This window comes from Bradyrhizobium sp. Ken51, from assembly GCF_055807435.1.
Genome location: NZ_JBVVPB010000004.1, coordinates 149,437 through 174,467 on the forward strand (window position 1 = coordinate 149,437; position 25,031 = coordinate 174,467).

24 protein-coding genes are annotated in these 25,031 nt (G+C 64.9%); 3 read left to right on the forward strand and 21 right to left on the reverse strand.

From position 1 onward, the window contains the following. Positions 1–23: 23 nt before the first annotated feature. Positions 24–1,835: a DNA mismatch repair endonuclease MutL gene (gene mutL, locus AC0L27_RS10040; protein ID WP_473318834.1), complete on the reverse strand. Its 1,812-nt coding sequence runs from the start codon at positions 1,833–1,835 to the stop codon at positions 24–26. Positions 1,836–2,080: 245 nt separating this feature from the next. Between mutL and AC0L27_RS10045 the strand changes: the two genes are divergently transcribed. After that, positions 2,081–2,398, forward strand: a complete 318-nt coding sequence (locus AC0L27_RS10045; RefSeq protein ID WP_275172418.1) for a ribbon-helix-helix domain-containing protein — start codon at positions 2,081–2,083, stop codon at positions 2,396–2,398. A 147-nt stretch (positions 2,399–2,545) separates the two neighbouring features. Here AC0L27_RS10045 and AC0L27_RS10050 read toward each other — a convergent pair whose 3' ends face one another. The 4 genes from AC0L27_RS10050 to AC0L27_RS10065 are packed head-to-tail and all read right to left on the reverse strand — an operon-like array spanning position 2,546 to position 5,509. Continuing rightward, on the reverse strand, positions 2,546–4,114 hold the full coding sequence (locus AC0L27_RS10050) for a GMC family oxidoreductase (protein WP_354208234.1): 1,569 nt from the start codon (positions 4,112–4,114) through the stop codon (positions 2,546–2,548). A gap of 29 nt (positions 4,115–4,143) precedes the next feature. Continuing rightward, complete coding sequence (locus tag AC0L27_RS10055) at positions 4,144–4,692, reverse strand: gluconate 2-dehydrogenase subunit 3 family protein (RefSeq protein ID WP_354208233.1); 549 nt, start codon at positions 4,690–4,692, stop codon at positions 4,144–4,146. A gap of 34 nt (positions 4,693–4,726) precedes the next feature. Continuing rightward, positions 4,727–5,122: a VOC family protein gene (locus AC0L27_RS10060; RefSeq protein ID WP_275172421.1), complete on the reverse strand. Its 396-nt coding sequence runs from the start codon at positions 5,120–5,122 to the stop codon at positions 4,727–4,729. Continuing rightward, positions 5,123–5,509: a c-type cytochrome gene (locus AC0L27_RS10065; RefSeq protein ID WP_354208362.1), complete on the reverse strand. Its 387-nt coding sequence runs from the start codon at positions 5,507–5,509 to the stop codon at positions 5,123–5,125. 426 nt (positions 5,510–5,935) lie between these two features. On the opposite strand from AC0L27_RS10065, the gene AC0L27_RS10070 reads away from it, so the two are divergent. Beyond that, the gene (locus AC0L27_RS10070; protein ID WP_354101211.1) at positions 5,936–6,124 is read left to right on the forward strand and encodes a hypothetical protein; all 189 of its coding nucleotides are present in this window, start codon (positions 5,936–5,938) and stop codon (positions 6,122–6,124) included. Positions 6,125–6,186: 62 nt separating this feature from the next. On the opposite strand, the gene arfB is transcribed toward AC0L27_RS10070, so the two are convergent. From arfB to AC0L27_RS10105, 7 genes are all read right to left on the reverse strand, one after another. Beyond that, positions 6,187–6,603, reverse strand: coding sequence for an alternative ribosome rescue aminoacyl-tRNA hydrolase ArfB (gene arfB / locus AC0L27_RS10075; RefSeq protein ID WP_354208232.1), 417 nt, complete (start codon positions 6,601–6,603; stop codon positions 6,187–6,189). Between the two features lie 113 nt (positions 6,604–6,716). Further along, the gene (locus tag AC0L27_RS10080; RefSeq protein WP_354208231.1) at positions 6,717–8,084 is read right to left on the reverse strand and encodes a M16 family metallopeptidase; all 1,368 of its coding nucleotides are present in this window, start codon (positions 8,082–8,084) and stop codon (positions 6,717–6,719) included. After that, entirely contained in the window at positions 8,081–9,475 is a 1,395-nt protein-coding gene (locus AC0L27_RS10085; RefSeq protein ID WP_473318839.1) for a M16 family metallopeptidase, read from the reverse strand. Before AC0L27_RS10085 ends, AC0L27_RS10080 begins: the two co-directional genes overlap by 4 nt. A gap of 198 nt (positions 9,476–9,673) precedes the next feature. Beyond that, positions 9,674–10,399: a hypothetical protein gene (locus AC0L27_RS10090; protein ID WP_354255260.1), complete on the reverse strand. Its 726-nt coding sequence runs from the start codon at positions 10,397–10,399 to the stop codon at positions 9,674–9,676. A gap of 97 nt (positions 10,400–10,496) precedes the next feature. Next, positions 10,497–10,991: a signal peptidase II gene (gene lspA, locus AC0L27_RS10095; protein ID WP_199198057.1), complete on the reverse strand. Its 495-nt coding sequence runs from the start codon at positions 10,989–10,991 to the stop codon at positions 10,497–10,499. A 156-nt stretch (positions 10,992–11,147) separates the two neighbouring features. Continuing rightward, on the reverse strand, positions 11,148–14,147 hold the full coding sequence (ileS, locus tag AC0L27_RS10100; protein WP_354208230.1) for an isoleucine--tRNA ligase: 3,000 nt from the start codon (positions 14,145–14,147) through the stop codon (positions 11,148–11,150). 203 nt (positions 14,148–14,350) lie between these two features. Then, a complete protein-coding gene (locus AC0L27_RS10105; RefSeq protein ID WP_354208229.1) occupies positions 14,351–15,322 on the reverse strand; it encodes a bifunctional riboflavin kinase/FAD synthetase in 972 nt (323 codons plus the stop codon). A gap of 230 nt (positions 15,323–15,552) precedes the next feature. Here AC0L27_RS10105 and AC0L27_RS10110 point away from each other — a divergent pair, with 230 nt between their 5' ends. Then, positions 15,553–15,948 carry a response regulator gene (locus tag AC0L27_RS10110; RefSeq protein ID WP_007596883.1) on the forward strand — a complete coding sequence of 132 codons (396 nt, stop codon included), beginning with the start codon at positions 15,553–15,555 and terminating at the stop codon, positions 15,946–15,948. Positions 15,949–16,160: 212 nt separating this feature from the next. Here the strand turns inward: AC0L27_RS10110 and AC0L27_RS10115 are convergent, their stop codons facing one another. From AC0L27_RS10115 to uvrC, 9 genes are all read right to left on the reverse strand, one after another. Beyond that, the gene (locus AC0L27_RS10115; RefSeq protein ID WP_354208228.1) at positions 16,161–17,015 is read right to left on the reverse strand and encodes a TIGR01459 family HAD-type hydrolase; all 855 of its coding nucleotides are present in this window, start codon (positions 17,013–17,015) and stop codon (positions 16,161–16,163) included. 15 nt (positions 17,016–17,030) lie between these two features. After that, positions 17,031–18,506, reverse strand: coding sequence for an EAL domain-containing protein (locus tag AC0L27_RS10120; protein ID WP_473318841.1), 1,476 nt, complete (start codon positions 18,504–18,506; stop codon positions 17,031–17,033). Between the two features lie 142 nt (positions 18,507–18,648). Then, positions 18,649–19,779: a YihY/virulence factor BrkB family protein gene (locus tag AC0L27_RS10125; RefSeq protein ID WP_354208226.1), complete on the reverse strand. Its 1,131-nt coding sequence runs from the start codon at positions 19,777–19,779 to the stop codon at positions 18,649–18,651. Position 19,780: 1 nt separating this feature from the next. Further along, positions 19,781–20,380: a phage holin family protein gene (locus AC0L27_RS10130; RefSeq protein ID WP_354208225.1), complete on the reverse strand. Its 600-nt coding sequence runs from the start codon at positions 20,378–20,380 to the stop codon at positions 19,781–19,783. 91 nt (positions 20,381–20,471) lie between these two features. Next, a complete protein-coding gene (gene prmB / locus AC0L27_RS10135) occupies positions 20,472–21,431 on the reverse strand; it encodes a 50S ribosomal protein L3 N(5)-glutamine methyltransferase (RefSeq protein ID WP_354208224.1) in 960 nt (319 codons plus the stop codon). Next, positions 21,431–21,907 carry a molybdenum cofactor biosynthesis protein MoaE gene (locus tag AC0L27_RS10140; RefSeq protein WP_354208223.1) on the reverse strand — a complete coding sequence of 159 codons (477 nt, stop codon included), beginning with the start codon at positions 21,905–21,907 and terminating at the stop codon, positions 21,431–21,433. The genes prmB and AC0L27_RS10140 overlap by 1 nt, the downstream gene beginning before the upstream one ends. A 3-nt stretch (positions 21,908–21,910) precedes the next feature. Next, positions 21,911–22,162, reverse strand: coding sequence for a molybdopterin converting factor subunit 1 (moaD, locus tag AC0L27_RS10145; RefSeq protein WP_018318355.1), 252 nt, complete (start codon positions 22,160–22,162; stop codon positions 21,911–21,913). Continuing rightward, the gene (gene pgsA / locus AC0L27_RS10150) at positions 22,159–22,776 is read right to left on the reverse strand and encodes a CDP-diacylglycerol--glycerol-3-phosphate 3-phosphatidyltransferase (RefSeq protein ID WP_007596859.1); all 618 of its coding nucleotides are present in this window, start codon (positions 22,774–22,776) and stop codon (positions 22,159–22,161) included. The genes moaD and pgsA overlap by 4 nt, the downstream gene beginning before the upstream one ends. A 98-nt stretch (positions 22,777–22,874) precedes the next feature. After that, positions 22,875–24,944 carry an excinuclease ABC subunit UvrC gene (gene uvrC, locus AC0L27_RS10155; RefSeq protein WP_354208222.1) on the reverse strand — a complete coding sequence of 690 codons (2,070 nt, stop codon included), beginning with the start codon at positions 24,942–24,944 and terminating at the stop codon, positions 22,875–22,877. Positions 24,945–25,031 lie beyond the last annotated feature (87 nt).

Below are 25,031 nucleotides of genomic sequence, written 5' to 3' on the forward strand. Positions count from 1 at the left end.
GCAGGGCTAACCCACCCTACGAATTACCTCCGCCCGAACAGCTTCTCCACGTCGCTCAGCTTCAGCTCGACATAGGTCGGCCGGCCGTGATTGCACTGGCCGGAGTTCGGGGTGTCCTCCATCTCGCGGAGCAGGGCGTTCATCTCCTCCGGCCGCAGCCTTCGGCCGGCGCGCACCGAACCGTGACAGGCCATGGTGGCGGCGACGTGCATCAGGCGGCGCTCCAGCGGCAGCGCCTCGTCCCATTCGGCCATGTGCTCGGAAAGATCGCGCAAGAGCCCGCCCGCGTTGGCCTTGCCGAGCAGCGACGGCGTCTCGCGCACCGCAACCGCGCCGGGGCCGAAGGATTCGATCGCGAGGCCAAACGACGCCAGTTCCTCGCTGCGCTCGAGCAGGCGCTCCACCGTAGCCTCGTCCATCTCGACGATCTCGGGGATCAGCAGGATCTGCCGCTGCACGCCATTGGCCGCCAGCGAGGCTTTCAGCCGCTCGTAGACGATGCGTTCATGCGCGGCGTGCTGGTCGACGATGATCAGGCCGTCGCGAGTTTGAGAGACGATATAGGTCTCGTGGATCTGCGTGCGCGCAGCGCCGAGCGGGCGGTCGACCAGGTCACTGACCGGCTGGGATTCGATCCGCACGTCCGCGCTGGGCGCGCCGACATCGAACGCCGCTTGCGCGCGCTCGGCGAAGGCGGGCGCGGTCACATCGTCGAATGACGGCATCGGCGCGACCGGGGCGGATGGCGACTGGCGCCAGTCCCAGCTTGCCGGGCGCGGCGTGAATGCGGGGCGGAACGACGACAGCGCGCTCTCGCCGCTGTTGGCGGCCGTACGCCGGCCCTCCCGTGCAAGCCCTTCCTTTAATCCGTGCACGATCAGTGCTCGGACCAGGCCGGCGTTGCGAAACCGCACCTCGGTCTTGGCCGGATGCACATTGGCGTCGACCTCGCGCGGATCGAGCGTGACGAACAGCGCCAGCACCGGATGGCGGTCGCGCGGCAGATAGTCGGCATAGGCCCCGCGCACCGCGCCTAAGATCAGCTTGTCGCGTACCGGGCGGCCGTTGACGAAGAGATATTGCCCGAGCGCGTTGGCCTTGGTTAGCGCCGGCGCTGCGGCATAGCCGGCGACCACGACGCCCTCGCGCTCGGCATGGACCTCGATGGCATGGCTGCGGAACTCTGCCCCCAGGATGTCGCCGAGACGGGTCAGGCGACCGGCGACGCCGGGCAGTGCCGCAGCCCAGGTCACCGGCGCGCGCTCTTCGCCCGCAAGCGTGAAGGCGATTTCGGGCCGCGCCATCGCCAGCCGCCGCACCACCTCACGGATCGCTTCCGCCTCGGTCCGGTCGGTCTTCAAGAACTTCAGCCGCGCCGGCGTCGCGTAGAAGAGGTCGTTGACCTCGACCCGCGTGCCGTGCGCGAGCGCGGCCGGCATGATCTCGGTTTTCTCGCCGCCCTCGACATTGAGCGCCCAGGCGTGCGGCTCACTGGCATGCCGCGTAGTGATGGCGAGCCGCGCCACAGAGCCGATCGAGGGCAGCGCCTCGCCGCGGAATCCGAGCGTGCGGATCTGCAGCAGGTCCTCGTCGTCGAGCTTGGAGGTGGCGTGACGCTCGACCGCCAGCGACAGGTCCCTGGCGGTCATGCCGCCGCCGTCGTCGGTAATGCCAATCCGCCGGCGCCCGCCACCATCGGTAAAGACCTCGATCCGACTGGCGCCGGCATCGATGGCGTTCTCGACCAGCTCCTTGACCACGCTCGCGGGACGTTCGACCACCTCGCCGGCGGCGATGCGGTTGACGACCTGTTCGGGCAATTGGCGGACGGGCATGAAACTTGGGCTTCGACCTGGATTCGCTGACAGCGATATTCTAGGCCGTGTTGCGTCAAAAGCATGTGTTGGGCAACAGGAACATGGCGGGCTGGGGAAAAGGGCTGTCTATCGCATTGAAGAGATTGGACGTTCGAGAATATCGCGCAACTGGGATGGATCAATCTCCGGTGCTGGTCCCGATTGTGGGGTACCGGGCTGCGGTGTAGCATCGTGAAAAAACGGCAACAGGACGGGAGGACGCCATGTGCCATCTCTTCGCGCACCAGCCCCAACGCGACTACGAATCCCAGACCCGCTCGTTGCGGATCGGAGGGCATTGCACCTCGATCCGTCTGGAAATGGCATTTTGGGATACACTGGAGGAGATCGCGGCCAAGGAGAACATGAGCGTCGGCAAGTTCCTGACGACGCTCTACACCGAGGTGCTCGACCATCACGGCGAGGTCAACAACTTCGCTTCGTTGCTGCGCTGCTCCTGCCTGATCTACCGCGCCAAGGCGACAGCGCCGGTGCAGACGTTCAAGACGACGGTCGCGCCCATCCTCGATGCGGCGGAATAGCCCCGATGTCGTCCTGGCGAAGGCCAGGACCCATACCGCGGAATCCGTCAGCGATGGGCGGTATGGGTCCCGAACAACGAGCCTTCGCCGAACTCCTTCCTGGGGCAATGGGTCCTGGCTTTCGCCAGGACGACGAACGAGATTGGATCAAATCTCCTTCTTCTGCATCGCACCCGCAATGTAATCCGCCTGCCGGATCGCGAGCGAGACGATGGTCAGCGTCGGATTGCAGGCTGCGCCGCTGGTGAACTGGCTGCCGTCGGAGACGAACAGGTTCTTGACGTCGTGGCTCTGGCCGAACTTGTTGACCACGCCGTCTCGCGGCTTCTCGCTCATCCGGTTGGTGCCGAGATTGTGCGTGCTCGGATAGGGCGGTGTCGGATAGCTCACGGTGGCGCCGACGGCGTCGTAGACCGCAGCGCCCTGCTTGTAGGCGTGCGCGCGCATCGCGAGATCGTTGGGATGATCGTCGAAGTGCACGCTTGCGACCGGCTGGCCGAACTTGTCCTTCACGACAGGATCGAGCGTGATGCGGTTGGTCTCCTGCGCCATGTCCTCGCCGACCAGCCACATCCCGGCCATCCGCGGATAGCCGTCGAGCGCCGCGGTGAATGGACGTCCCCAGGCGCCGGGATTGAGGAACGCCGCCATGAAGGGCAGGCCGATCGATAGTGTCTCCATCTCATAGCCGCCGACGAAGCCGCGCTTCGGATTATTTGCGGCCTCGTCGCGGATGATGCCGGCCATGGTGGTGCCGCGATACATGTGCACCGATTTCTCGAACACGGCGTAGACGCTGCCGGTCATGTGGCGCATGTAGTTGCGGCCGACCTGGCCCGATGAGTTGCCGAGGCCGTCCGGAAACATGGTGGATGCGCTGTTCAACAGCAGCCGCGGGCTTTCGATCGAATTGCCGGCCACCGCAACGATGCGGGCCTTCTGGCGCTGCATCGCGCCAGTCTCGTCGGCATACACCACACCGGTGACTTTGCCGCCCGCGTCATGCTCGATCTTGACCGCCATGTTCGCGGGGCGGACCTCGAGATTGCCGGTCGCCTCGCCCTTGGGTATCTCGGTATAGAGCGTCGACCACTTCGCGCCGGACTTGCAGCCTTGGAAGCAGAAGCCGATCTGCTGGCAGGCGCCGCGGCCATCGCGCGGTTGGCTGTTGATCGCCATGTTGCCGGTATGCACGGTTTTGTATCCGAGCTTCTTCGCGCCGGCCTCCATCACCCTGAAGTTATTGTTGCCGGGAAGTCCGGGAATGCCGTTGGTGCGGGTCACGCCCATCTTGTTCTCGGCCTTGGCGTACCACGGCTCCATCTCGGCAAGCGTGACCGGCCAGTCCAGCAGGTTGGCGCCGGGAAGGTTGCCGTAGGTGCTCTTCACCTTGAACTCGTGCTCCTCGAACCGCAGCGATGCGCCGGCCCAGTGTGTGGTCGAGCCGCCGACCGCCTTGACGATCCAGGCGGGAAGACCCGAGAAGTCTTTTGCGACGCGCCATGTTCCCGACGTGGTGCGGGCATCGGTCCACGCGAGTTGGGAGAAACTCTCCCACTCGTCATTGACGAAGTCCTGATTTTCGATGCGGGGACCTGCTTCGAGAATGACGACCTTGACGCCCTTCTGTGCGAGTTCGTTGCCCAGTGTGCCGCCGCCGGCACCGGAGCCGACGATCACCACAACGCCTGAATCGTTCAGATCGAATTTTGCCATATGCGTTCTCCTGAACCGTTGGGTGGACGTTAAGCCTTCGGCAGCCAGTCGATGTCGGCGAAGCCGCGGTTGATGTAGCCGCCGTGCTCGGCGGAGGAGCCCTCGTAGCCGAACCGCGGCCAGACCTCTTTCTGGTTGTAGAGAGACACGATGAGCTCGCCGCGCACCTTCTGGAAGAACTCGCTCTGCTCGATCTCCTTCAGGAGCACCACGCGGTCGGCTTCCCACGGCACTTCGGCGTAAGCCACCTTGTGGCGATCACGCGCATTCTGATCGAGCCGTGTGATGCCGTCGCTGATCAGCGACTTGACGGAGGCGTCCTTCGCCGCCTTGCCGTCCCACGGCTTGATCGCGGTGATGTAGTAGCTGTCGCCGAGGACGTCGTGCGGATAAATATCGCGCGCGACCTTCAGCAGCGTCTTCATCGTTGTGGGCGAAAGCGCACTGGTCTCGTCGGCCCATGCGCCCTCGACGCTGACGGCGACGCTGGCCGCGACTGCCGCGACCGGCACGGCGGTCGCGGCGCCCTTGAGAAAGACGCGGCGGCTGTGCTTGCTTCGACGATCGACTTCTCTCATGGCATTCCTCCGTTGATCTTGATTTTTGATTTGGTTAGTTGAAACGTCCGCCGCGCTGAATCACCTCTATCTTGTAGCCGTCGGGATCACTGACGAAGAAGAAGCGCGCTAGCGTTTTGCCGTCGTGCTTGAAGTCACGCAGCTGGCCCGGCGCGAGCTTCTCGCGCTCGAAGCGGGCATGTTCGGCATCGAGATCCTCGACCACCACGGCTAGATGTCCGTAGCCGTCGCCGAGCGCATACGGTTCCTTGCGATCGAAATTGACCGTCAGCTCCACCTCGAAGGGTGAGGACGGGTGCCGCAGATAGATCAAGACAAAGTCTGCGAACTTCAGACGGTCGGTGATTTCCAGGCCAAAGGCCCGCTGGTAGAAGTCGAGAGAGCGCGCCTCGTCGAGTGCGCGGATCATGGAATGGACCGGCTTCGCCATTCAGTGCTGCTCCCTAAGAAAGGCGATGATGGCGGCGCGCGTCTCCGGCTTCGCCTGCCGGTAGACCATGACGACACCGGGAATCACCGCTTGCGGATTGGTCAGCCAGGCATCGAGCTTCGTCTCGTCCCAGGCAAAGGCTGCTTTTGCGAGGGGCTCTGAATAGTGAAAGCCTTCGACCTTTCCGGCGGGACGCCCGACGATCCTAACCAGCGGCGGACCCTGCCGCACCGGTTCTGACAGGTTCGTGGTGTGGCACACCGCGCATTGCTGCTTGAACAGTGTCGCGCCATCCGGCGGCTTTGCAGCCGGCAAGGGCATTTGCGCCTCGGCCACCCGCACCACCAGCACCATCGCGGTGCACAACCCCAGCACGATCGCGCGCATCGTCAAAAGTCCGCCCATCCACGTCAATTCAGCGTGCGCAAATTCTAGGCGCGGTAAAACAAGCCGTGGTAGTAGCGGGCTGTTTCGCTGCGTGCGGAGATGCGCGCGGGCAGCGTTGTTCCGCGCTGCCGCATATGCGGAGGACAATTTCGCGAAACCGCCGTCAAATCCCTAAACGATCACCACACGAGACAGATTGCATCACGGCCGCGCCGTTCGAGCTCGTAACGCGATGGACTGGTTCGGCTCAGGCGGACGGCGCATCAAGCCGCCGAACCGATCATCGCGAAAGTCCAGGAGAAATGGATGAAGTTGTTGAAGACCTCTGCAATCGCATGCGCCGTCTCGGCCCTCATTGTGACACCCGTTCTCGCGCAAGGTACGTCGTCCGGCGCCAGGCCTAGCGGGACCGTGCAAAGCAAACCCATGCAAGGCAGCACAATGGGCAGCGGCGACGAGGAGATGAGCGCCCAGCCGGGCGCGGCGGGCGAGACGACGGGCATGAAGCCGACGAAGGGTACCAGGGGCACGGTTGGCACGACGGGCAGTGCTGCGCACAGAGGGACCACCGACGATTCCGCGACGGGCGGTGCAGCCACGGGCAAGCGCTACTAGCCAATGGAGTGAAACGGCAGAACTCCGGTCGCCCTGCGGCCGGAGTTCTTTTGCTGTGTCTGCTAGTCGTCGAAACCGCGCCCGCGCTTCGATTTGATGTCGCTGCGGCGCTTCTTGCCCTCGAGCCGGCGCTGCTTCGAGCCAAAGGTCGGCTTCGTCGCGCGCCGCGGCTTCGGCCGGATCATGGCTTCGCCGAGCATCTCCGTAAGCCGATCGATGGCGTCCTGGCGGTTGCGCTCTTGGGTGCGGAAGCGTTGGGCCTGGATCACGATGACGCCGTCCTTGGTCATGCGCTGCCCTGCGAGCCGGGCGAGGCGCAACGCGGCATCCTCCGGCAGCGTCAGTTTGCGGGTGTCGAAGCGCAATTGCGCCGAGGTCGCGACCTTGTTGACGTTCTGCCCGCCCGGGCCGGAGGCGCGGACAAAGCTGATCTCGATGTCGTCCTCGTCAATGACGAGATCGCGGGATATCCGCAGCATGGTGGCACCATTCGTGATGCCCGGACATATCCCGGCCGCCCAAGTTCGGCAATGGTGCCCGAAATGCAAATGGCCGGGCGTGCCCGGCCAATTCAGGAAGCCTACGGACGACGTCAGTTCGACTTCGTCGCCGGTGCGGCGGCTGGTTGCGCCGCGGCCTGCGGAGCGCGGCCGACGACGACGGTCAGGAGGCCTTGGCCCCAGAGGCGCTTTGCGGCCGCCTTGGCGTCGTCCATGGTGACCGCTTCGATGACGGCGTTGCGCTTCTCGATATAGTCGATCGGCAGCTTGTCCTGCTGATATTGCAGCAGCGCCTGCGCGAGCTTAGAGGAGGTGTCGAGCGCCAGCATCTGTGAGCCCTTGAGATAGGACTTGGCCTCGTCGAGCTCCTTCTGCGTCGGGCCTTCCTCGGCGATCCGGCGCACTTCCTTGTCGATGGCATCGATGGTGTCGCCGGCACGGTCGGCACGGGTCCCGGTATTGCCGATGAAGACCGCCGAATGCTCCATCCAGAGCAGCGACTCGAATACCGAATAAGCCAGGCCACGCTTCTCGCGCACCTCGCGATAGAGCCGCGAGGACAACCCGCCGCCGCCGAGGATGTGGTTGACGACATAGGCAGCCATGAAGTTCGGATCGCTGCGCTTCACCCCGGGGCCGCCGAAGGTGATCACGGTCTGGGGCACGTCGAGCGTCACGAAGGCGCGTTGCGGCGGCTTGGCGGCCTCGACGTCGGGGACCGGCACGAGGTTGGCCTTGGCGGGCAGGCTGCCAAACGTGTGGTCGAGCAGCTTGCCGAGCGTGGCCGGATCGACATCGCCAACCACCGCGATCTTCAGCGAGTCCTTGGCGAGCACGCGGCCGACATAATCCTTCATGTCGGCCACCGTGATGGTCGGAACGCTGTCGAGATTGCCGTTGGATTGCCGGCTATAGGGATGATCGCCGAAGGCGACCTCCAGGAATTTGCGGCTCGCGAGCGAAGTCGGGTTGGTGGTCTCGCGGCGCAGGCCCGAGATCACCTGCGAGCGGATGCGTTCGACATCGGCGGTTTCGAAATGCGGCGAGGTCAGCGCGCTCCGCAGCAGGTCGAAGGCCTCGTCCTTGTTGTCGCGCAGCATGCGCAGGCTGCCGCGGAACGTGTCGCGGGTGGCGCTGAAGGAGAGCTCGATGGCGCGGCGGTCGAGCCGCTCGTGGAAGGTCTTGGAATCGAGATCGCCGGAGCCTTCGTCGAGGAGATCGCCGACCAGATTGGCGACGCCCGACTTGTCCTTGGGATCCTGTGCCGAGCCGCCCGCAAAGGAATATTCCATCGCGATCAGCGGCACGGTCGCATCCTGCACGAACCAAGCCTCGATGCCGCCCGGCGAGGTCAGATGCTGGATCTTTGCAGCCGCCTGCGACGGCGAGACCGCAGCGAGCGCGAGTGCAGCGCCGGTGGCAAAGGAGAATGCAACGCGTCGAAGGAAGGGATAGGTCACGAACGCTTCTCCTCGCGCTTGGTGGTCGCGGTGTCCTTGATCAGATAGCCCGTCACCGAGCGCTTCTTCTCGAGCCATTTCTGCGCGACGGTGCGGACCTGCTCGGCGGTGACCGCGCGGATGCGATCGGGCCAGCTCCGGATGTCCTCGACCGACAGGCCCGTGGTCAGCGCCCCGCCATACCAGCGCGCCAGCACCGCCTGGTTGTCCTGGGCGTAGATCGCTTCGGCGATGAGCTGGGTCTTGACCCGCTCGAGATCCTCGGCGCGGATCGGATTTTGCGCGATGTCGGCAATGACGCCGTCGACCACCTGCTCGACCTCGGCGAAGCTGACGCCGGATTTGGGCGAAGCCGAGATCGCGAACTGGGTCGGGTCGAGCGAGATGCTCGAATAGCTGGCGCTGGCGGAGACCGCGAGCGGCTTGTCGACCACGAGCGCACGGTAGAGATAGGAATTGCTGCCGCTGCCCATCAGCTGCGCCAGCACGTCGAGGGCCGCGCTTTCGCCGGCCGCAGCCGTGGTCGCCGACGGCACCAGGTAATAGCGCCGCAAGCCGGGTTGCTCGACGCGCGGATCGGCCAGGGTCACGGTGCGCGGCGCCGCGGGCTCCGGCTCCTGCGGGCGGACGCGGCGCGCCGGGATTGCGGGCTGGGCCGGGATGGAGCCGAAATTGCGCTCGACCAGCGGGCGGATGTCGGCGGGCTCGACGTCGCCGGCGATCACCAGGATCGAGTTGTTCGGCGCATAGAAGCGGCGGTAGAAGGCGAGCGCATCCTCGCGATCGAGCTTCTCGATCTCCTGGTGCCAGCCGATCACCGGCCGGCCGTAGGGATGGTTGAGATAGAGCGCGGCCATGATCTGCTCGTTCAGCCGCGCGTCCGGATTGTTGGCGACGCGCATGTTATACTCTTCGAGCACGACGTCGCGCTCGGGCAGCACGTTCTCGTCCTTGAGGATCAGGCCGGTCATGCGGTCGGCCTCGAACTCCATCATCTTCGGCAGCTGCTCTTTCGGTACTCGCTGGTAATAGTTGGTGTAGTCCACTGAGGTCGAGGCGTTCTCGTTGCCGCCGACGCGGAGCACGGTCTGGGAGAATTCGCCGACCGGATGCTTCGAAGTGCCCTTGAACATCAGGTGCTCAAGGAAGTGCGCGAGCCCGGACTTGCCCGGCGTCTCGTCAGCCGAGCCGACCTTGTACCAGATCATTTCCGTGACGACGGGCGTGCGGTGGTCGGGAATCACCACGACCTGCATGCCGTTTCCGAGCGTGAAGCTGGCGGGCGGGGCCGATGTCACCGTGGTCTGCGCAAGGGATGCGCCGGCCGTCAGGACACTCGTCGAAAGCAGCGCGGCAAGGAGGCAGGCAGCCGATCGGTAAGAGGACATCATGATCCTTATGAAAGGCCGAGCCCGGATGTCCGGCTCGGAGGCACGGCATGGTACACCGTGCGGCAAACGCTTCGCGTCACGAAGCAGAGAACTCAACTCGGGCGCAAGTTACTGATAAGCAATAAAAGACCGCGTCCCGCGCGCACGAGCCGCCGGCGCGGGACCGCGTCTGCCGGATATCGCGAAGGGACAGGAGGGCTATTGTTCCTTGTCCTTGCCGGACATGATGTCGAAATAGGTCCGCCGTGTCTTGTCCTCTCCGGCGCCATAGGCGTAGCTCGGCGACGGCGTCTGGTAGCCCGGCGGCGGCTCGACCAGCGACTGGCGCGGCGGCTCGGTCGTGAATTGCTTGGCCTCGCCTTTGTTGTTCGACATCATGCCCCACAGACCGCCGGTGAAGCCGAGTTGGGCGGGGCTGAGCGACGGATTGCCGTTGGTGCCCGGCTGAATAGGATCATTGCTCGTGCGCTCGGGTGCGGCTGTCCTGCCGACCTCCATCTCGGCGGGTGACAACGCCCGCCCTGCCTGCCAGCTCTCCGTCGCCTTGACGGCCTTCTTCCGCTGCGCGATGGCCTCCTTGCGGCGTCTCTCGTCAGGGTCCTTCGGCCAGTTTGGTGCGTTCTTGGCTTCGGTCCCGGCGGGCGGCGGCAGGTCAAGCTTGGGCGGTACCACCAGCGGCGACCGCTCGCGGTATTCGATACCCTTCTTCTCCATGCTCTTGGCGCCGATGCCCGACATCAGATTGTCGATGAGCTTCTCTTCGAAGGTCATGTCGTCATCGTCCTCGCCGTCGTCACCGGCGCGGGCGGCGCCAGCCGACATGACGAGACCGATGCCGAGCGCGACAGCGGACAATTTCAACGCCCGCCAGAACCCCTGCCGGGGGTCTCCAACCATCGAACTGCTGGTCTTCGAGCTGCGCATCACCGTACCTGTTCCAAATTGTGGCAGTTTGCCGCTCTCGCGCGGCATAATCCCTCGCAAAAACAAGGTTCCGCCTGCCGGTCCGTATCAGCCGGGATCAGGGCGCTTTTGCGGCGGGTACCCCCAGGAAGGAATCATACAATAGCGCCGCCACGCCAGCAACGATGGCCACGTCCGCGAGGTTGAACACGTACCAATTATAGGTATTTCCGCCGATCTCGACGTGGAACAGGGCGAAATCGACCACCGCGCCATAGGCCAAACGGTCGATGCCATTGCCGATGGCGCCGCCGATGATCAGGCCGAGGGCGATGGTTGCCAGCAGCGTGTGCGAGCGGGCCATCCAGATCGCCAGCGCAACCACGGCGAGGACCTTCACGGCCATCAGCGCCATCTGCGCCGCCTGGCCGTCGTTCTGGAGCCAGCCGAAGCTGATGCCGATGTTCCAGGCCAGCACCAGGTCGAAGAACGGCGTCACGCTCACCGCTCCGCGACGGGCGAGGTCGAACACGTTCAGCAGCCAGAGCTTTGAGGCCTGGTCGGCCACGAGCGTGACCAGGGCCGCGAGGATGCCGGCGCGGAGCGGGGTCATGGGCAGCTGGCCACATCACGCTCCGTCGTCGGCCTGGCGAAAGCCAGCACCCATGCTCCGAGGCGGTCGTTGTTTGAAAGACTTGTGGTCATCAGCCTTCGTCGCAATTCGCGGCGGTGTAATGGGTCCTGGCTTTCGCCAGGACGACGGTGAGAGCTAGATGCTGACCCCCAGCGTCTTCCATTCGCGCAGCGCCTTGGCGTCGCGCGGGGTGACGTCGGGATATTCGGGGTCTTCACCCACCGTCGGCGAAATCTTCCAGGAACGGGCGCATTTGGTGCCGACCGCCTTCTCCACCACGACAGCGACGCCTGGAACGGCATCGAGACGGAATGCGGAAGCCGGCGCTTCGCCCTCGCGCACCTCGTAATTCGAGGTGATGCAGATTTCCGCGAGGTCGGTGTCGAACAGCGTCGCCAGCATGTCGCGGTCGGCGACATAGATCACCGGTGATGCCTCCAGCGACGAGCCGATGTTCTTGGCGGCGCGTTCGAGCTCCAGCGCACCGGTGACGACGCGGCGGACGTTGCGGATCGCTTCCCATTTCGCGGCGAGCTTGTCGTCGCGCAGGCTTTCGAGGTTCTCCGGAAATAGCGTCAGGTGCACCGAGGGCTCGGCGTCGGGCCTGTACATGCGCCAGGCTTCCTCCGCGGTGAAGCTGAGGATCGGCGCCAGCCATTTCAGGATCGAGCTGCACAACAGGTCGATCGTGGTCAGCGCCGCCTTGCGCGTCAGAGAGGACGGCGGATCGCAATACAGCGTGTCCTTGCGGATGTCGAAATAGAACGCCGAGAGCTCGCTGTTCAGGAAGGCGGACAAGGTTGCGACCACGGTCTTGTAGTCGAACTCCTGATAGGCCTTGCGGACGACGGCAGCACGGACCGCGAGCTCGTGCAGCATCAGCCGTTCGAGCTCAGGCATGTCGGCGGGCGCGACTGCGTCGGCCGGCTTGTAGTGATCCAGCGTTCCAAGCATCCAGCGCACGGTGTTGCGCAGCTTGCGGTAAGTCTCGATGGTGTTCTTCAGGATCTCCGGGCCGATGCGCTGGTCGTCGGCATAGTCGGTGGCGCAGACCCACAGGCGCAGGATATCCGCGCCCGAATCCTTGATCACCTTCTGTGGCTCGACGGTGTTGCCGATCGACTTCGACATCTTGCGGCCGTTCTCGTCGAGCGTGAAGCCGTGGGTGAGCACGATGTCATAGGGCGCGCGGCCGCGCGTGCCGGCGCTCTCCAGCAGTGACGAGTGAAACCAGCCGCGATGCTGGTCGCTGCCTTCCAGGTACATCACGGTGTCGTTGCCGCCGTCGACCTTGCGGACGATGTTGCCGAGCTGCGGGAAGTTCTGGCGATCCTCGAGCACGAAGGCGTGCGTGGAGCCGGAATCGAACCAGACGTCGCAGATGTCGTCGATCTTCCTCCAGTCTTCCTTCGCGCGCGATCCAAGGAAGCGCTCGCGGGCGCCTTCCATGTACCAGGCGTCGGCGCCTTCCTCCATGAAGGCCTCGGTGATGCGCTGATTGACGATCTCGTCCTGCAGGATCTCGGCCGAACCGTCGCTCTTTTCGCGCACGAACACGGCGATCGGAACGCCCCAGGCGCGCTGGCGCGAGATCACCCAGTCCGGACGATTGGCGATCATGCCGTTGATGCGGTTCTCGCCCGACGGCGGTACCCATTGCGTGACCGAGATCGCATGCAGCGCGCGGGCCCGCAATGTATCGCCCTTCTTGGCGTGGCCATCGTCGCTGATGTCCTTGTCCATCGCGATGAACCATTGCGGCGTGTTGCGGAAAATGACCGGCTTCTTCGAGCGCCATGAATGCGGATATTGGTGCTTGAGGCGGCCGCGCGCGAGCAGCTTGCCAGCCTCGATCAACGCCTTGATCACGGCCTCATTGGCATCGCCCTTCTCGCCCTTGTCGTTGAGCACGCGCTTGCCGGTGAAGCCAGGGGCCTGCGCCGTATAGGCGCCGTTCTCGTCGACAGTGTAGGGGATAGCCGTCGAGATGCCGCGCTCATCGAGCTCGCGGGTGTTGGCCATCCAGACGTCGAAGTCCTCGCGACCGTGGCTCGGCGCGGTGTGCACGAAGCCGGTGCCGGTATCGTCGGTGACATGCTCGCCGGCGAGCAGCGGCACGATAAACTCGTAACCGCCATCGAGGCCGCGCAAGGGATGGGCGCACTCCACGGCGTCCAGCGTATCGCCGGGAATGTCGCGCACCTTCTCATAGGCCGTGACGCGCGCCTGCTTGAACACCTCTGCGGCGAGCGCATCGGCCAGGATCAGGAGATCGCCGGTCTTCGCCCAATTGTCCGCGGCCGCATCCGTCACCTTGTAGAGGCCGTAGGCGATCTTCGGTGAGAACGAGATCGCGCGGTTGCCGGGCAGTGTCCAGGGCGTGGTGGTCCAGATCACGACCGAAGCATTGGCGAGCGCACCATGTGCCGGGGACGTGACGGGAAACTTCACCCAAACCATGTCGGAGGTGTAGTCCTCGTATTCGACCTCTGCCTCTGCAAGCGCGGTCTTCTCGACCACGCTCCACATCACCGGCTTGGAGCCGCGGTACAACGTGCCGTTGGCGGCGAACTTCATCAGCTCGCGGGCGATCTGCGCTTCGGCGGGATAGCTCATCGTCTGATAGGGATGATCCCAGTCGCCGATGATGCCGAGCCGCTTGAACTCCTCGCGCTGCACGTTGATCCAGTGCGTCGCATAGGCGCGGCATTCCTTGCGGAATGCCACCATCGCGGCGGAGTCGCGGAAGTCGGGCTTCTGCTTGCCCTTGGAACGGTAGTTCTCTTCCTCGATCTTCCATTCGATCGGAAGGCCGTGGCAATCCCAGCCAGGCACGTAGTTGGAGTCGAAGCCAAGCATCTGCTGGCTCTTGGTCACGACGTCCTTGAGAATCTTGTTCAGCGCGTGCCCGATATGGATGTTGCCATTGGCGTAGGGCGGGCCATCATGCAGCACGAATTTGGCGCGGCCCTGGGCTTCCTGGCGCAGCCTCTCGTAAAGGCCGATGTCGTTCCAGTATTTCAACAGTTCCGGCTCGCGCTGCGGCAGGCCGGCGCGCATCGGGAATTCCGTCTGCGGCAGGAACAGGGTTTTCGAATAGTCTTTAGCTTCGGATTTTTGGGACTTGTCGGACATGAGGCTGACTGGCTCGGAAGGGCGCGGGAACGGATGGCGATGCGGAATCGCGGGTGAAACGACAACATCCCGGTCTTGCGCCGAGCCGAAGGCTCAGGCGGAAGCCGGGCCGCTAATCCCTATGATGCGCCGCGCAAACATGGCCTCTCCATAGCAGGGGGGCGGAGGAAGCGCAAAAGGTCTCGGCGGGCCGGTTTCCGACCTTAATCGATGACGCCAAGCCTCGGAAACGCGTTCGGGGCGGCGGCGAGCATGGCCCGGGCGCGGGCGGAATCGTCGTCCATCTGGCGGATCAGGGCCTCCAGGCTGTCGAATTTCAGCTCCTCGCGGATGAAGCCGATAAAGGCGCAGTCGAGCGTCTGTCCGTAAAGATCACCCTTGAAGTCGAACAGGAAGATTTCCAGCAGCGGTGCGCCGTTATCGAAGGTCGGGCGGCGGCCGAAGCTTGCCACGCCGTCGAGCCGCTCCGCGCCGCGGCCGACTCGCACCGCATAGATGCCGTGCTTGAGGCCGCAATTGGCATCGAGGCGGATGTTGGCGGTGGGATATCCGAGGTCGCGGCCGCGCTTCTCGCCGTGGATGACCTCGCCGGTGATGAACCAGGGCGCGCCGAGCATGGCCGTGGCCTCGTCGAGTTGGCCTTCGGCGAGCGCGATCCGGATCGCGCTGGAAGAGACCGGCCGCTCGTCGATATCGACATGCGGCTGCACGTCGACCTCGATGCCGAGCCGGGGCGCCTCGTTGACAAGGAGGCTCGGCGAGCCGACCCGACCCTTGCCGAAATGGAAGTCGTAGCCGACGGCGATTCCACCGATGCCCAGGCGCCCGATCAGGTCATGGTGAATGAAGTCTTGCGCGCTGGTCCCGGCGCGGGACTTGTCGAAGGTCATGACCACGGCGCCGTCCAGTCCGGTGCCGGCCAGAAGCCGCAGCTTGGCACGCTCATCCGTCAGGCGGAATTGCGGGGTGTTGGGGCTGAAAAACCGGCGCGGATGCGGCTCGAAGGTCAATGCCAGAGCAGGGCGGCCATGTATCCTGCCCATTTCCAGGGCTGCGGCGATCACGGCGCGATGGCCGAGATGAACGCCGTCGAAATTGCCCATGGCGACCACGGCACCCCTTGCAATGGCGGAGTCCGGCGTGGTGTCGCGGATAACGGTAAAATGCGGAGCCATCAGGGGAATTCTCGAACCGGCGGGACCGGCCGGGACCGTGGCGCGACGGGCCGGATGAAGTCAAGCGGGAGGGGGCGGCCGCATCGAATGCGATTTCAGTCCACCGGGGGCGTTCCCAGTTAACGCGCTGTTTAACGCCTTGGTGCTAGTCCTTGGGCGTGGAACCGCGGGGCTCCGGCCCGGCAGGTCCGATCGTAAATATTTCCTGGGTTTGCGTTGGGGGAGTCGAGATGGCGGTTGATTTGTCGATGTCGGTTCTGGTGGTTGACGACTACAGCACCATGATCCGTATCATCAGGAACCTCCTGAAGCAGCTTGGCTTCGAGAATATCGATGATGCAAGCGACGGTTCGGCAGCGCTGAACAAGATGCGCGGCAAGAAGTACGGGCTCGTGATTTCCGACTGGAACATGGAGCCGATGACGGGTTACGACCTGCTGCGCGAAGTGCGCGCGGATCCGAACCTCGCCACCACGCCCTTCATCATGATCACGGCCGAATCGAAGACCGAGAACGTGATCGCGGCCAAGAAGGCCGGCGTGAACAACTACATCGTCAAGCCGTTCAACGCGGCAACGCTGAAGACCAAGATCGAGGCGGTCTTCCCGGACATGGCAAGCGCGTAAGGCGCGCTTGGCCGGATAATAATCCATCATTGGGATCGTCATGCCCGGGCCTGTCCCGGGCATCCACGTTCTTGGAGCTGCAAAGAAGGCGTGGATGGCCGGGGCGTAGGCGAGCGGGAGCGACGCCGTCCTACGGCCGACTATGCCCGGCCATGACGGCGTCCGGGGGCTTAGCAATTGGTCTTGGTAGGCGACGCTTCAAGCCGTAGCCATCACCACTTCAGTTCGCGCATCAGCGCCTTCGGCGGATGGCCGAACAATTCCAGCACCGAAGCCGGGTCGAGCTGGTCGAGACCCTCGAACTCCTCGGCATGGATGCCGCGGGTCACGAACAGGCAATCGATCCCGAACTCGCGCGCGCCGGTGAGGTCGGTCCGGACGGAATCGCCAATCGCGAGCACCTTTTTGCGGTCGATCTGGTGGCCCTGGCGTTCGCCGGCGAGCGCCATCGCGCGCTCGTAGATCGGCCGGTGCGGCTTGCCGTAGAAGATCACCTCGCCGCCGAGCTCGCGATAGAGCTCCGCGATCGCGCCGGCGCAATAGATCAGCCGGTCGCCGCGTTCCACCACGATGTCCGGGTTGGCACAAACCAGCGTCAGCTTGCGCTCGCGCGCCTTCAGCATCATGCCGCGATAGTCTTCCGCCGTTTCGGTCTCGTCGTCATAGAGGCCGGTGCAGACGATGTAATCTGCCTGCTCCAGCGGCGCGGTCACCGCATCGAGGCCGCGGTAGATCGAGTTGTCGCGCTCGGGGCCGAGCCAGAACATCTTGCGGCCGGGATGGTCGGCGACATAGAGCCGCGTCAGGTCGCCTGAAGACACGATCGCGTCGTAGGTCTCGTCGGCGACGCCGAGCTTGCGCAATTGCCGCTGCACCGAGTCTGCCGGGCGCGGCGCGTTGGTGATCAGGATGACCGTACCGCCGCGGCTACGATAGGTGTGCAGCGCCTCGCAGGCTTCGGGGAAGGATTCGAGGCCGTTATGGACCACGCCCCAGATGTCGCTGAGTACGACGTTCACGCCCGCCACGAGTTCACGCAGGCTTTCGGCGAAATGCAGTGTGGTCATGATGCGTGCGGCCGATCAGATCCGGCGCGCGAGCGCGGCGTTGCCGGTGACGCGCTGTGGCGCAGACGCAGCCGACGTCGCGCTTGAGCTGGGGGTGCCGGAGCCATTGGATCCCTGGGTGTCCTGTGCCTGGTTCGGCGCGGCGGTAGCAAATGACCCCTCCGGCCGCAATGGTCGGGGCGGCGCGAACAGGAACCCCTGGCCGAACCGCACGTCATAGTCGAGCAGGTCGATCACGGCGCGCTCGCCCTCGATCCGCTCGGCGATCAGGTCGATGCCGAAGCGGCCGAGCAGGTCGGAGAGGTCGGAAGGGTGGATGTCCGAGGCCGAAGCCTGCCTGGCGTCGAGCAGGAGCGAGGCCGGCACCTTGATGAAGCGCACGCCGCGATCGGCGAGCTCGCGCGGTTCGATACGCAAATCGGTGACATGGTCGATCGAGAAACGGAAGCCGCGCTGGGCGAGCGCGGCGAGATTCTCGGTCTCGGCCGGGCCGAGATTGCGGAAGGTCGATTGCTTGAATTCCAGCACCAGCGAGGGCGCCAGCGCCCGGTTGGCTTCGAGGAAATCGAGGTATTGCGCGAAGGTCGTCGAATTGCCGAGCGTGGAAGCCGCGACGTTGCAGAACACGCCGACCTCCTTGTTGCGTACCATCAGCCGTCGCAGCACCTGCACGCAGCGCAGCATCACCATGTTGTCGATGCGCCCGATCAGGCCGGAGGCCTCCGCGATGCTGATGAACTCCTCAGCCGCGACCAACTGGTCGCGCTCGTCGCGCAGGCGCGTCACGGCCTCGTAGAAGCGGACCTTGCGCTGCGGCAGCGTCACCATCGGCTGCAGGAAGATGTCGATGCGGTTCTCGTCGATCGCGTTGCGGAGCGTCGCCAGCAATTGGGTCGGGTTGCGGCCGTTGGCGGTCTGAACCGGATTGGCGGTCTGGGTCTGGATCGCCGGCGCTGACGGCCGCGGCTGCGGCGCGGGCGCCGGGGGAGGGGCAGCCGGGCGCTCCTCCTCGAACGTGGCCATCAGGTCGAGCGGCGCCTCCGGCTCCTGCCTTGCGACCGGAGCGGGGGCCGGCACCGGCGCGTGGCCGGCCATCAGATCCTCATGGGCCGACACGGTGGTGGCGAGCTGCCTGACCAACCCGCCGAGCTCGTTGATCTCGCCGACCACCGACTGGATGCGGTCGGAGTTGGTCGAATTGGAGGAGGCGATGCGTGCTTCGATCGTGGCAAGCCGGCGGCCGAACTCGGCGACCTGGCGGGCGAGGTCGGCGGTGCCGCGCGAAAGGTCGGTGATCTGGCCGCCGACGTCGCTGCGGTCGCGCAGTCGCATCGACACTGCATTGTAGAGGATCAGGAAGGTCAGCACCGTCAGTGCCACGATCGCGGATTCGGTTCCGCTGATGCCGGCGACTGCGTAGAGCACGAGCCCGAGCGAGGCGGCGACCAGAACCATGCAGATGGCGATGAAGATCGTCGAAATACGAATCATGCCGCGCGTTACGCCTCAAGAGCTGACTGCCTGACCGGGAAAACACGGGTGGCGTATCGAACCCGTCACGCCGCATGCTCCCCCAAGCGGCATGAGCTTAACATCATTGTTGATTCGAGGGGATAGCGGCCCGATCTCGGAGTCAGGATGGCGCCGCAGCGCCGACCGTGTCGGCCGAGACGGCCTGGCGGGTGCCAAGCGGCTTGGGCGGCCCGGTGGTCGTGTCGCGCAGGGTCTGCCGTTCGATCTCCGAATTCAGCTCGGCCCCGAACATGACGACGATGGCCGACATCCACATCCACATCATCAAGCCGATCGCAGCGCCGAGCGAGCCGTAGGTCGCATTGTAATTGGCGAATTCCGAGAGATACCAGGACAGCAGCGCCGAGCCGGCGATCCAGAGGATCGCGGCCGCCACCGCTCCGACGCTCAGCCATTGCCAGCGTGGGGCGTCGCGGCTGGGCGCGAAGCGGTAGAGGACGGCGAGCGCGGCAAGGAGAATGACGAACAGCACTGGCCATCGCGCCAGCGCCACGATCGTCTTGCTTTCGGGCGCCATGCCGAGGTGATTGAGCGCGAGCGGAAAGGCGACGACAGCGCCTACCATCAGGAGCAGGGCAACGATGCCACCGACCGTGAAAGCCAGCGAGACTGAGTTCAGCCGGATGAAGCTGCGCTTTTCACGCTCTTCATAGGCGACGTTGATGGCGTCGAAGATGGCCTTGACGCCGGCATTGGCGCTCCAGATCGCGAGCAAGAGGCCAAACAGGAAAGTGAAACCAAGGGTCGCGCCGCCGTTCGACACGACCCGGGCGACCTGGTCCTCGACGATCTGGAACGCGCCTTCGGGCAGCATCATCGCGAGCGATTGCAGGTTGGAACTGATCCTCGAGGGGTCGGCGAAGAGGCCATAGAACGAAACCAGAGCCGTGATGGCGGGAAAGATCGCGAGCAGCCCGAAAAAGACGACGCCGCCGGCGGTCGCGAGCAGGCGATCGTCGTCGATGCGCTGATAGGTGCGCCAGAAGACGTCCTTCCAGCCCGCCCAAGGGATCGCGAACGGGCTTTTCGCGCGGCGGCCGCGGCCGGGCTGCGAGGCTGCACCCACCGGGCTCGTTTCCGGCGAATTCGCCTCGCCTTTGCGGTGGTCGTGCGGAGGTCCCGCCCGGACCATGCCGGAATCCTGGAAATACCGTTCCGCGGTGAGCACGAACACGGTCGTGGCTGCCACCAACAGCCAGCTGTCAAATTGTTCGGCGCGCCGTATAGGCATTTCAGGTCTCCGCTCCGTGGCCGTGACGCCGCCGGCGCGCGGCCGTGAGGCCGACCAGCCCAACGGCTGCGAGCATCAGCCCGACTTGCACGGGCCGGTTGGACCGAGCCGGCCACGTGCTGCCGCCATGTCCTGGTTCATGCCCTCGTTCGCCCGGCGCGAGCGGCGCCAGGGGAATTGTCGTCGCGACCTCTTTCACCGCCTGTTTCACCGTTCCGCGCGGGATGCGCGGGGTGGCGATCGCCACGCGCAGGCGGCTGGCGAGCGGCACGATCGGCTTGGTCTTGCGCTTCATCTGGGCCATGGCCACGCCCGCGCAGGCGGCGGCCAGGATCAGGAGCACGCCGCCAACGGCGCCGAACCCCCAGAATTGCCCGTAATGGATTGCAACCCAGCGGTACAGCGCGATCAGGCCGACGAAGAAGGCTGCGACGACGAACAAGCCCGCAACCGCGAGCAGTCCGGCCGCAGTCGCGTACGAGGTCATGCGCCCAGTGGCCTGATTGCTCCGGTCACGGGCATAGGATTGGGCGGCGCGCTTGAGATGGTTGAGCTTGAGCGCGACGCCAGCGCGCAGCAATTCGCCCGATGGCGCAAGCATGCGGTTATCCTCCGAGTGCGAGAAAATTCGTCGGGGGATGAACGTGGCGGTATTTGACTTGTTCCGAACGAGGTCGGACCGCCGTGATGGATCAACCGAGATCGGCTGCCGCGATCCAGAACACTTCGCCCTCGGAGTCCTCGGTGTCGAGCCAGAGCAGCGGCAGTTCAGGAAAGGCCTCGTCGACCAATTCGCGGCCGCGGCCGATCTCGCAGATCAGCCCACCATGCGGCGTCAGGTGGTCGGGCGCGTCGCGCAGGATCCGGCGCACCACGTCGAGACCGTCGGCGCCGCCGTCAAAGGCGAGCTTCGGCTCGGCCCGGCACTCCGGCGGCAACGCAGCCATGCCTTCGGCGTCGACATAAGGCGGGTTGGTGATGATCAGGTCGTATTTGGTGTCACCGAGCGGGGCGAACAGGTCGCCGCGATGCAGGCTGATCCGGTCATCGAGCCCGTATTCGCCGACATTCCGTCTGGCGACGTCGACCGCGCCCTTGGAGATATCGACGGCGTCGATCGTGGCGTTCGGAAAATGCTGGGCGGCGAGGATCGCAAGGCATCCCGACCCCGTGCAGAGATCGAGCACCCGCTCGACCGCGGTGGGGTCATCGATCAGCGAGCCGGCTTCGCCGTCGCCGCCGAAATGCGATTCCAGCAACTCGCCGATAAAGGAGCGGGGAACGATGACGCGCTCGTCGACATAGAACGGCAGGCCGCGCATGTAGATCTTGTTGACGAGATAGGCAGCCGGTTTACGCGTGGTGACGCGCTGATGGATGAGATCGATGATCGTCCTGCCCTCGGCGGCCGTGACGCGCGCGTTAGCAAAAATCTCGAACTGCTCGGGGTGCAGATGCAGGGCTTCACAGACCAGGAAGGCCGCTTCCGCGACTGGATCGGGCGTGCCATGAGCAAAGGCGAGCTTCGCCTCATTGGAGCGGCTCACCGCATAGCGGACGAAATCGACCAGCGTGAGAAGCTCTCCGCGGCCTACTTTCGCGAGCTTTGGCGCGGCGCGGCCGCGCACGCTCTTTTTGGATGTTGTTGCCATCAGGATCGGGTCCAGCGTGCGGCGGCTTCATCGTCGCGGGCCTGGGCCTCGACCCAGCCGGTGCCGGAGGCGCTCTCTTCCTTCTTCCAGAACGGCGCGTTGGTCTTGAGATAATCCATCAGGAACTCGGCTGCCTGGAACGCTGCCTGGCGGTGCTGCGAGGCGGTCAGCACCAGCACGATGTTCTGACCGGGCATGAACCGGCCGACGCGATGGATCACCGTGACGCCGTTGAGAGGCCAACGCGAGGTGGCCTCGTCGGCATGGCGCCTGATCTCCTCCTCGGCCATGCCAGGATAATGCTCGAGCGAGAGCGCGGCGATCTTCGCGCTGTCCTCGTCGCTGCGGCAGATGCCGGAAAAGCTCACGACCGCACCGATGTCGGTGCGGTTCCCGGTCAGCACCGCGATCTCGCGCGCGATGTCGAAATCGTCCTGCTGGATACGGATGGTGACGGGGCAGGTGGTGCCGGGCATGGTCTAGCCGCCGGTCATCGGCGGGAAGAACGCGATCTCGCGAGCGCCCGCGATCGCGGCGTCCGACTTGACGTGGGCATGGTCGATCGCGGTACGGATCACCTTCGGCTTCTCGAACGCGTAGGCGTAGGCTTCGCTTTGGCCGGACAGCCAGGCGATCAGCTCTTCCACGGTGCGCACGGTTGCGGGCGGCTCGATGGTCTCCTCGGCCTTGCCGACGCGCTCGCGCACCCAGGCGAAGTACTTCACCTTCATCCCTCATCCTCCTTGATAAGGTGATGGATGCCGGCGCCGAAATAGTCGTAGCCGGTGTACATGGTGAGGATCGCCGAGGCCCAGAGCAGCGCCAGTCCGATCATCGAGACCATGGGCACCACCTCATCGCCGGCCGGACCAGCCAGCAGGAAGCCGATGGCGATGAGCTGAACCGTCGTCTTCCACTTCGCAAGCTTGGTCACGGGCACGCTGACGCGCAGCGCGGCAAGATATTCGCGCAGGCCCGAGACCAGGATCTCGCGGCACAGGATCACGATGGCGGCCCATAGCGACCAGCCGTGAATGATGCCGTCGGCAGCCAGCATCAGCAGGCACGAGGCGACCAGCAGCTTGTCGGCGATCGGATCGAGCATCCGGCCGAACGCCGATTGCTGATTCCATATCCGCGCGTAATAGCCGTCGAGGTAGTCGGTGACCGCAGCCGCGATGAAAATGGCGACCGCGACCCAGCGCAGCCACAGCGGGCCGTCCATGATCGACTGTGCGTAGATGCAGCCGACCACGACCGGGATCGCGGCGATCCGGCCGTAGGTCAGGATGTTCGGGAGGGACATCGCGCGGCTGGTGGTCCCTCGTGTCGTGGCGATGTTCATCCGTCCTACCAATACCGCTGCAGCCTGAAGGTCAACCGTTCCGCTCCCCAAATGGGGTGCGGGATGCGACGACCATATGACCGCGGCCCCCCTTTATTTCACCCCGGCTGGGGATGGAAATACTCGAAAATCCTGCGGGCGCTCTCGGCGCTCACCCCCGGAACCTTGCCGAGATCGGTGATCGAAGCCCGTTCGATCTCCTTCAGGGTTCCGAAATGGTGCAGCAAGGCACGTTTGCGTGACGGACCGATGCCCGGAATCTCCTGCAAGCCGGCCTCGCGGATGTCCTTCTTGCGCAGCTTGCGGTGCGAACCGATGACGAAGCGGTGCGCCTCGTCCCGCAGCCGCTGGATGAAATAGAGTACGGGGTCGCGCGGCTCCAGCTTGATCGCCTCGCGCTCCGGCATGAACAGGGTCTCGCGGCCGGCATCCCGGTCCGGCCCCTTGGCGACCGACATCAGCGCCACCTGGGTCAGGCCGAGGTTTGCAAAGATTTCCCGGACCGCGTTGAGCTGGCCGCGGCCGCCGTCGATGATCACGAGATCGGGCCATTGCGGGAAGTCGTCGTCCTTGGTTTTGGCCGCGCCCTCTTCGGGCGGGTTGATCAGGCGCTTGAAGCGGCGCTCCAGCACTTCGCGCATCATGGCGAAGTCGTCGCCCGGCGTGATCCCTTCCGACTTGATGTTGAACTTGCGGTACTGGTTTTTCACAAAACCGTCCGGGCCGGCAACGATCATGGCGCCGACTGCGTTGGTGCCCTGGATGTGGCTGTTGTCGTAGACTTCAATCCGCTTCGGCGCATGTGGCAGGCTCAGGGTCGTGGCCATGGCGTCCAGCAGCCGGCTCTGCGTCGCGGTGTCCGCGAGCTTGCGGCCCAGGGCCTCGCGCGCGTTGGTGAGCGCGTGGGTGACGAGCTCCTTCTTCTCGCCGCGCTTCGGCATGGAAACCTCGACCTTGCGGCCGGCCTTGATCGACAGCGCGTTGGCGAGCAGCTCGCTCTCCTCGATCTCGTGCGAGAGCAGGATATTCCTCGGCGGCGGCTTGTCGTCGTAGAACTGGGCGAGGAAGGAGCCGAGCACCTCTTCCGGCGTATAGGTCTTCTCCGCGCGCGGGAAATAGGCGCGGTTGCCCCAGTTCTGCCCGGTGCGGAAGAAGAACACCTCGACGCAGGAGAAGCCGCCCTCCTGGTGGATGGCGAACACGTCGGCTTCTTCCACGGTGCGCGGATTGATCCCCTGCTGCGACTGGATCGCGGACAACGCAGCGAGGCGGTCGCGGTAGAGCGCGGCGCTTTCGAATTCGAGCTCGCCGGAGGCCTTCTCCATCTCGCTAGCAAGCTCCTGTTTCACCGCATGGCTCTTGCCGGACAGGAAGTCGCTCGCCTCGCGCACCAGGGTCGTGTAGCCGGGGAAGTCGATCTCACGTGTGCAGGGGCCGGCGCAACGGCGGATCTGGTAGAGCAGGCAGGGCCGCGAACGGCTCTCGAAGAAGGAATCCGTGCAGGAGCGGATCAGGAACGCGCGCTGAAGTGCGGTGATGGTGCGGTTGACGGCGCCCGCGGAGGCGAACGGGCCGAAATAGCGACCGGGCCGCGTCTGCGCGCCGCGATGCTTCAAGATCTGCGGCGCCCAATGGTCGCCCGTGATCAGGATATAGGGAAACGACTTGTCGTCGCGCAGCTGCACGTTGAAGCGCGGCCGAAGCTGCTTGATGAGGTTGGCCTCCAGCAGCAGCGCCTCGGTCTCGGTGTGGGTCGAGATGATTTCCACCGTAACCGTGGCGGCGATCATGCGCAGGATGCGCGCCGGCTGCGGCGCACTCTGGCGCGCATAGTTCGACAGGCGCTTTTTGACGTTCTTGGCCTTGCCGACATAGAGCACGTCGGCACTGGCGTTGAGCATGCGATAGACGCCGGGCGAGGTGGGGGCGAGGCGGACCGCGCGTTCGATCGCCTCGTGGCCGGTCGCCAGTGGCTCTTCGCCGACCGTGCCGCTCTCTTCCAGGATGTCCGGCAGCCGTGCGTCGTCCTCGTCGTCGCCGCTTGCGGTGGCGGGATCGAGGTCCGGCGGCGCCGCTTCCGTTTCCTGGGGCGGGACATCGGGCGCGTTGCCGTGCACGGGTTTGCGTACGCGTGCGTCGTCCGGATTGTCGGTGGAATCGTGAACCATGGTGCGAATTTAGGCGCTGCGGGTGCCGATTTGAAGTTCCGGCCGTGCGGCACGCACAGGATGGCGGCGCAGTTCCCGGTAACGCTT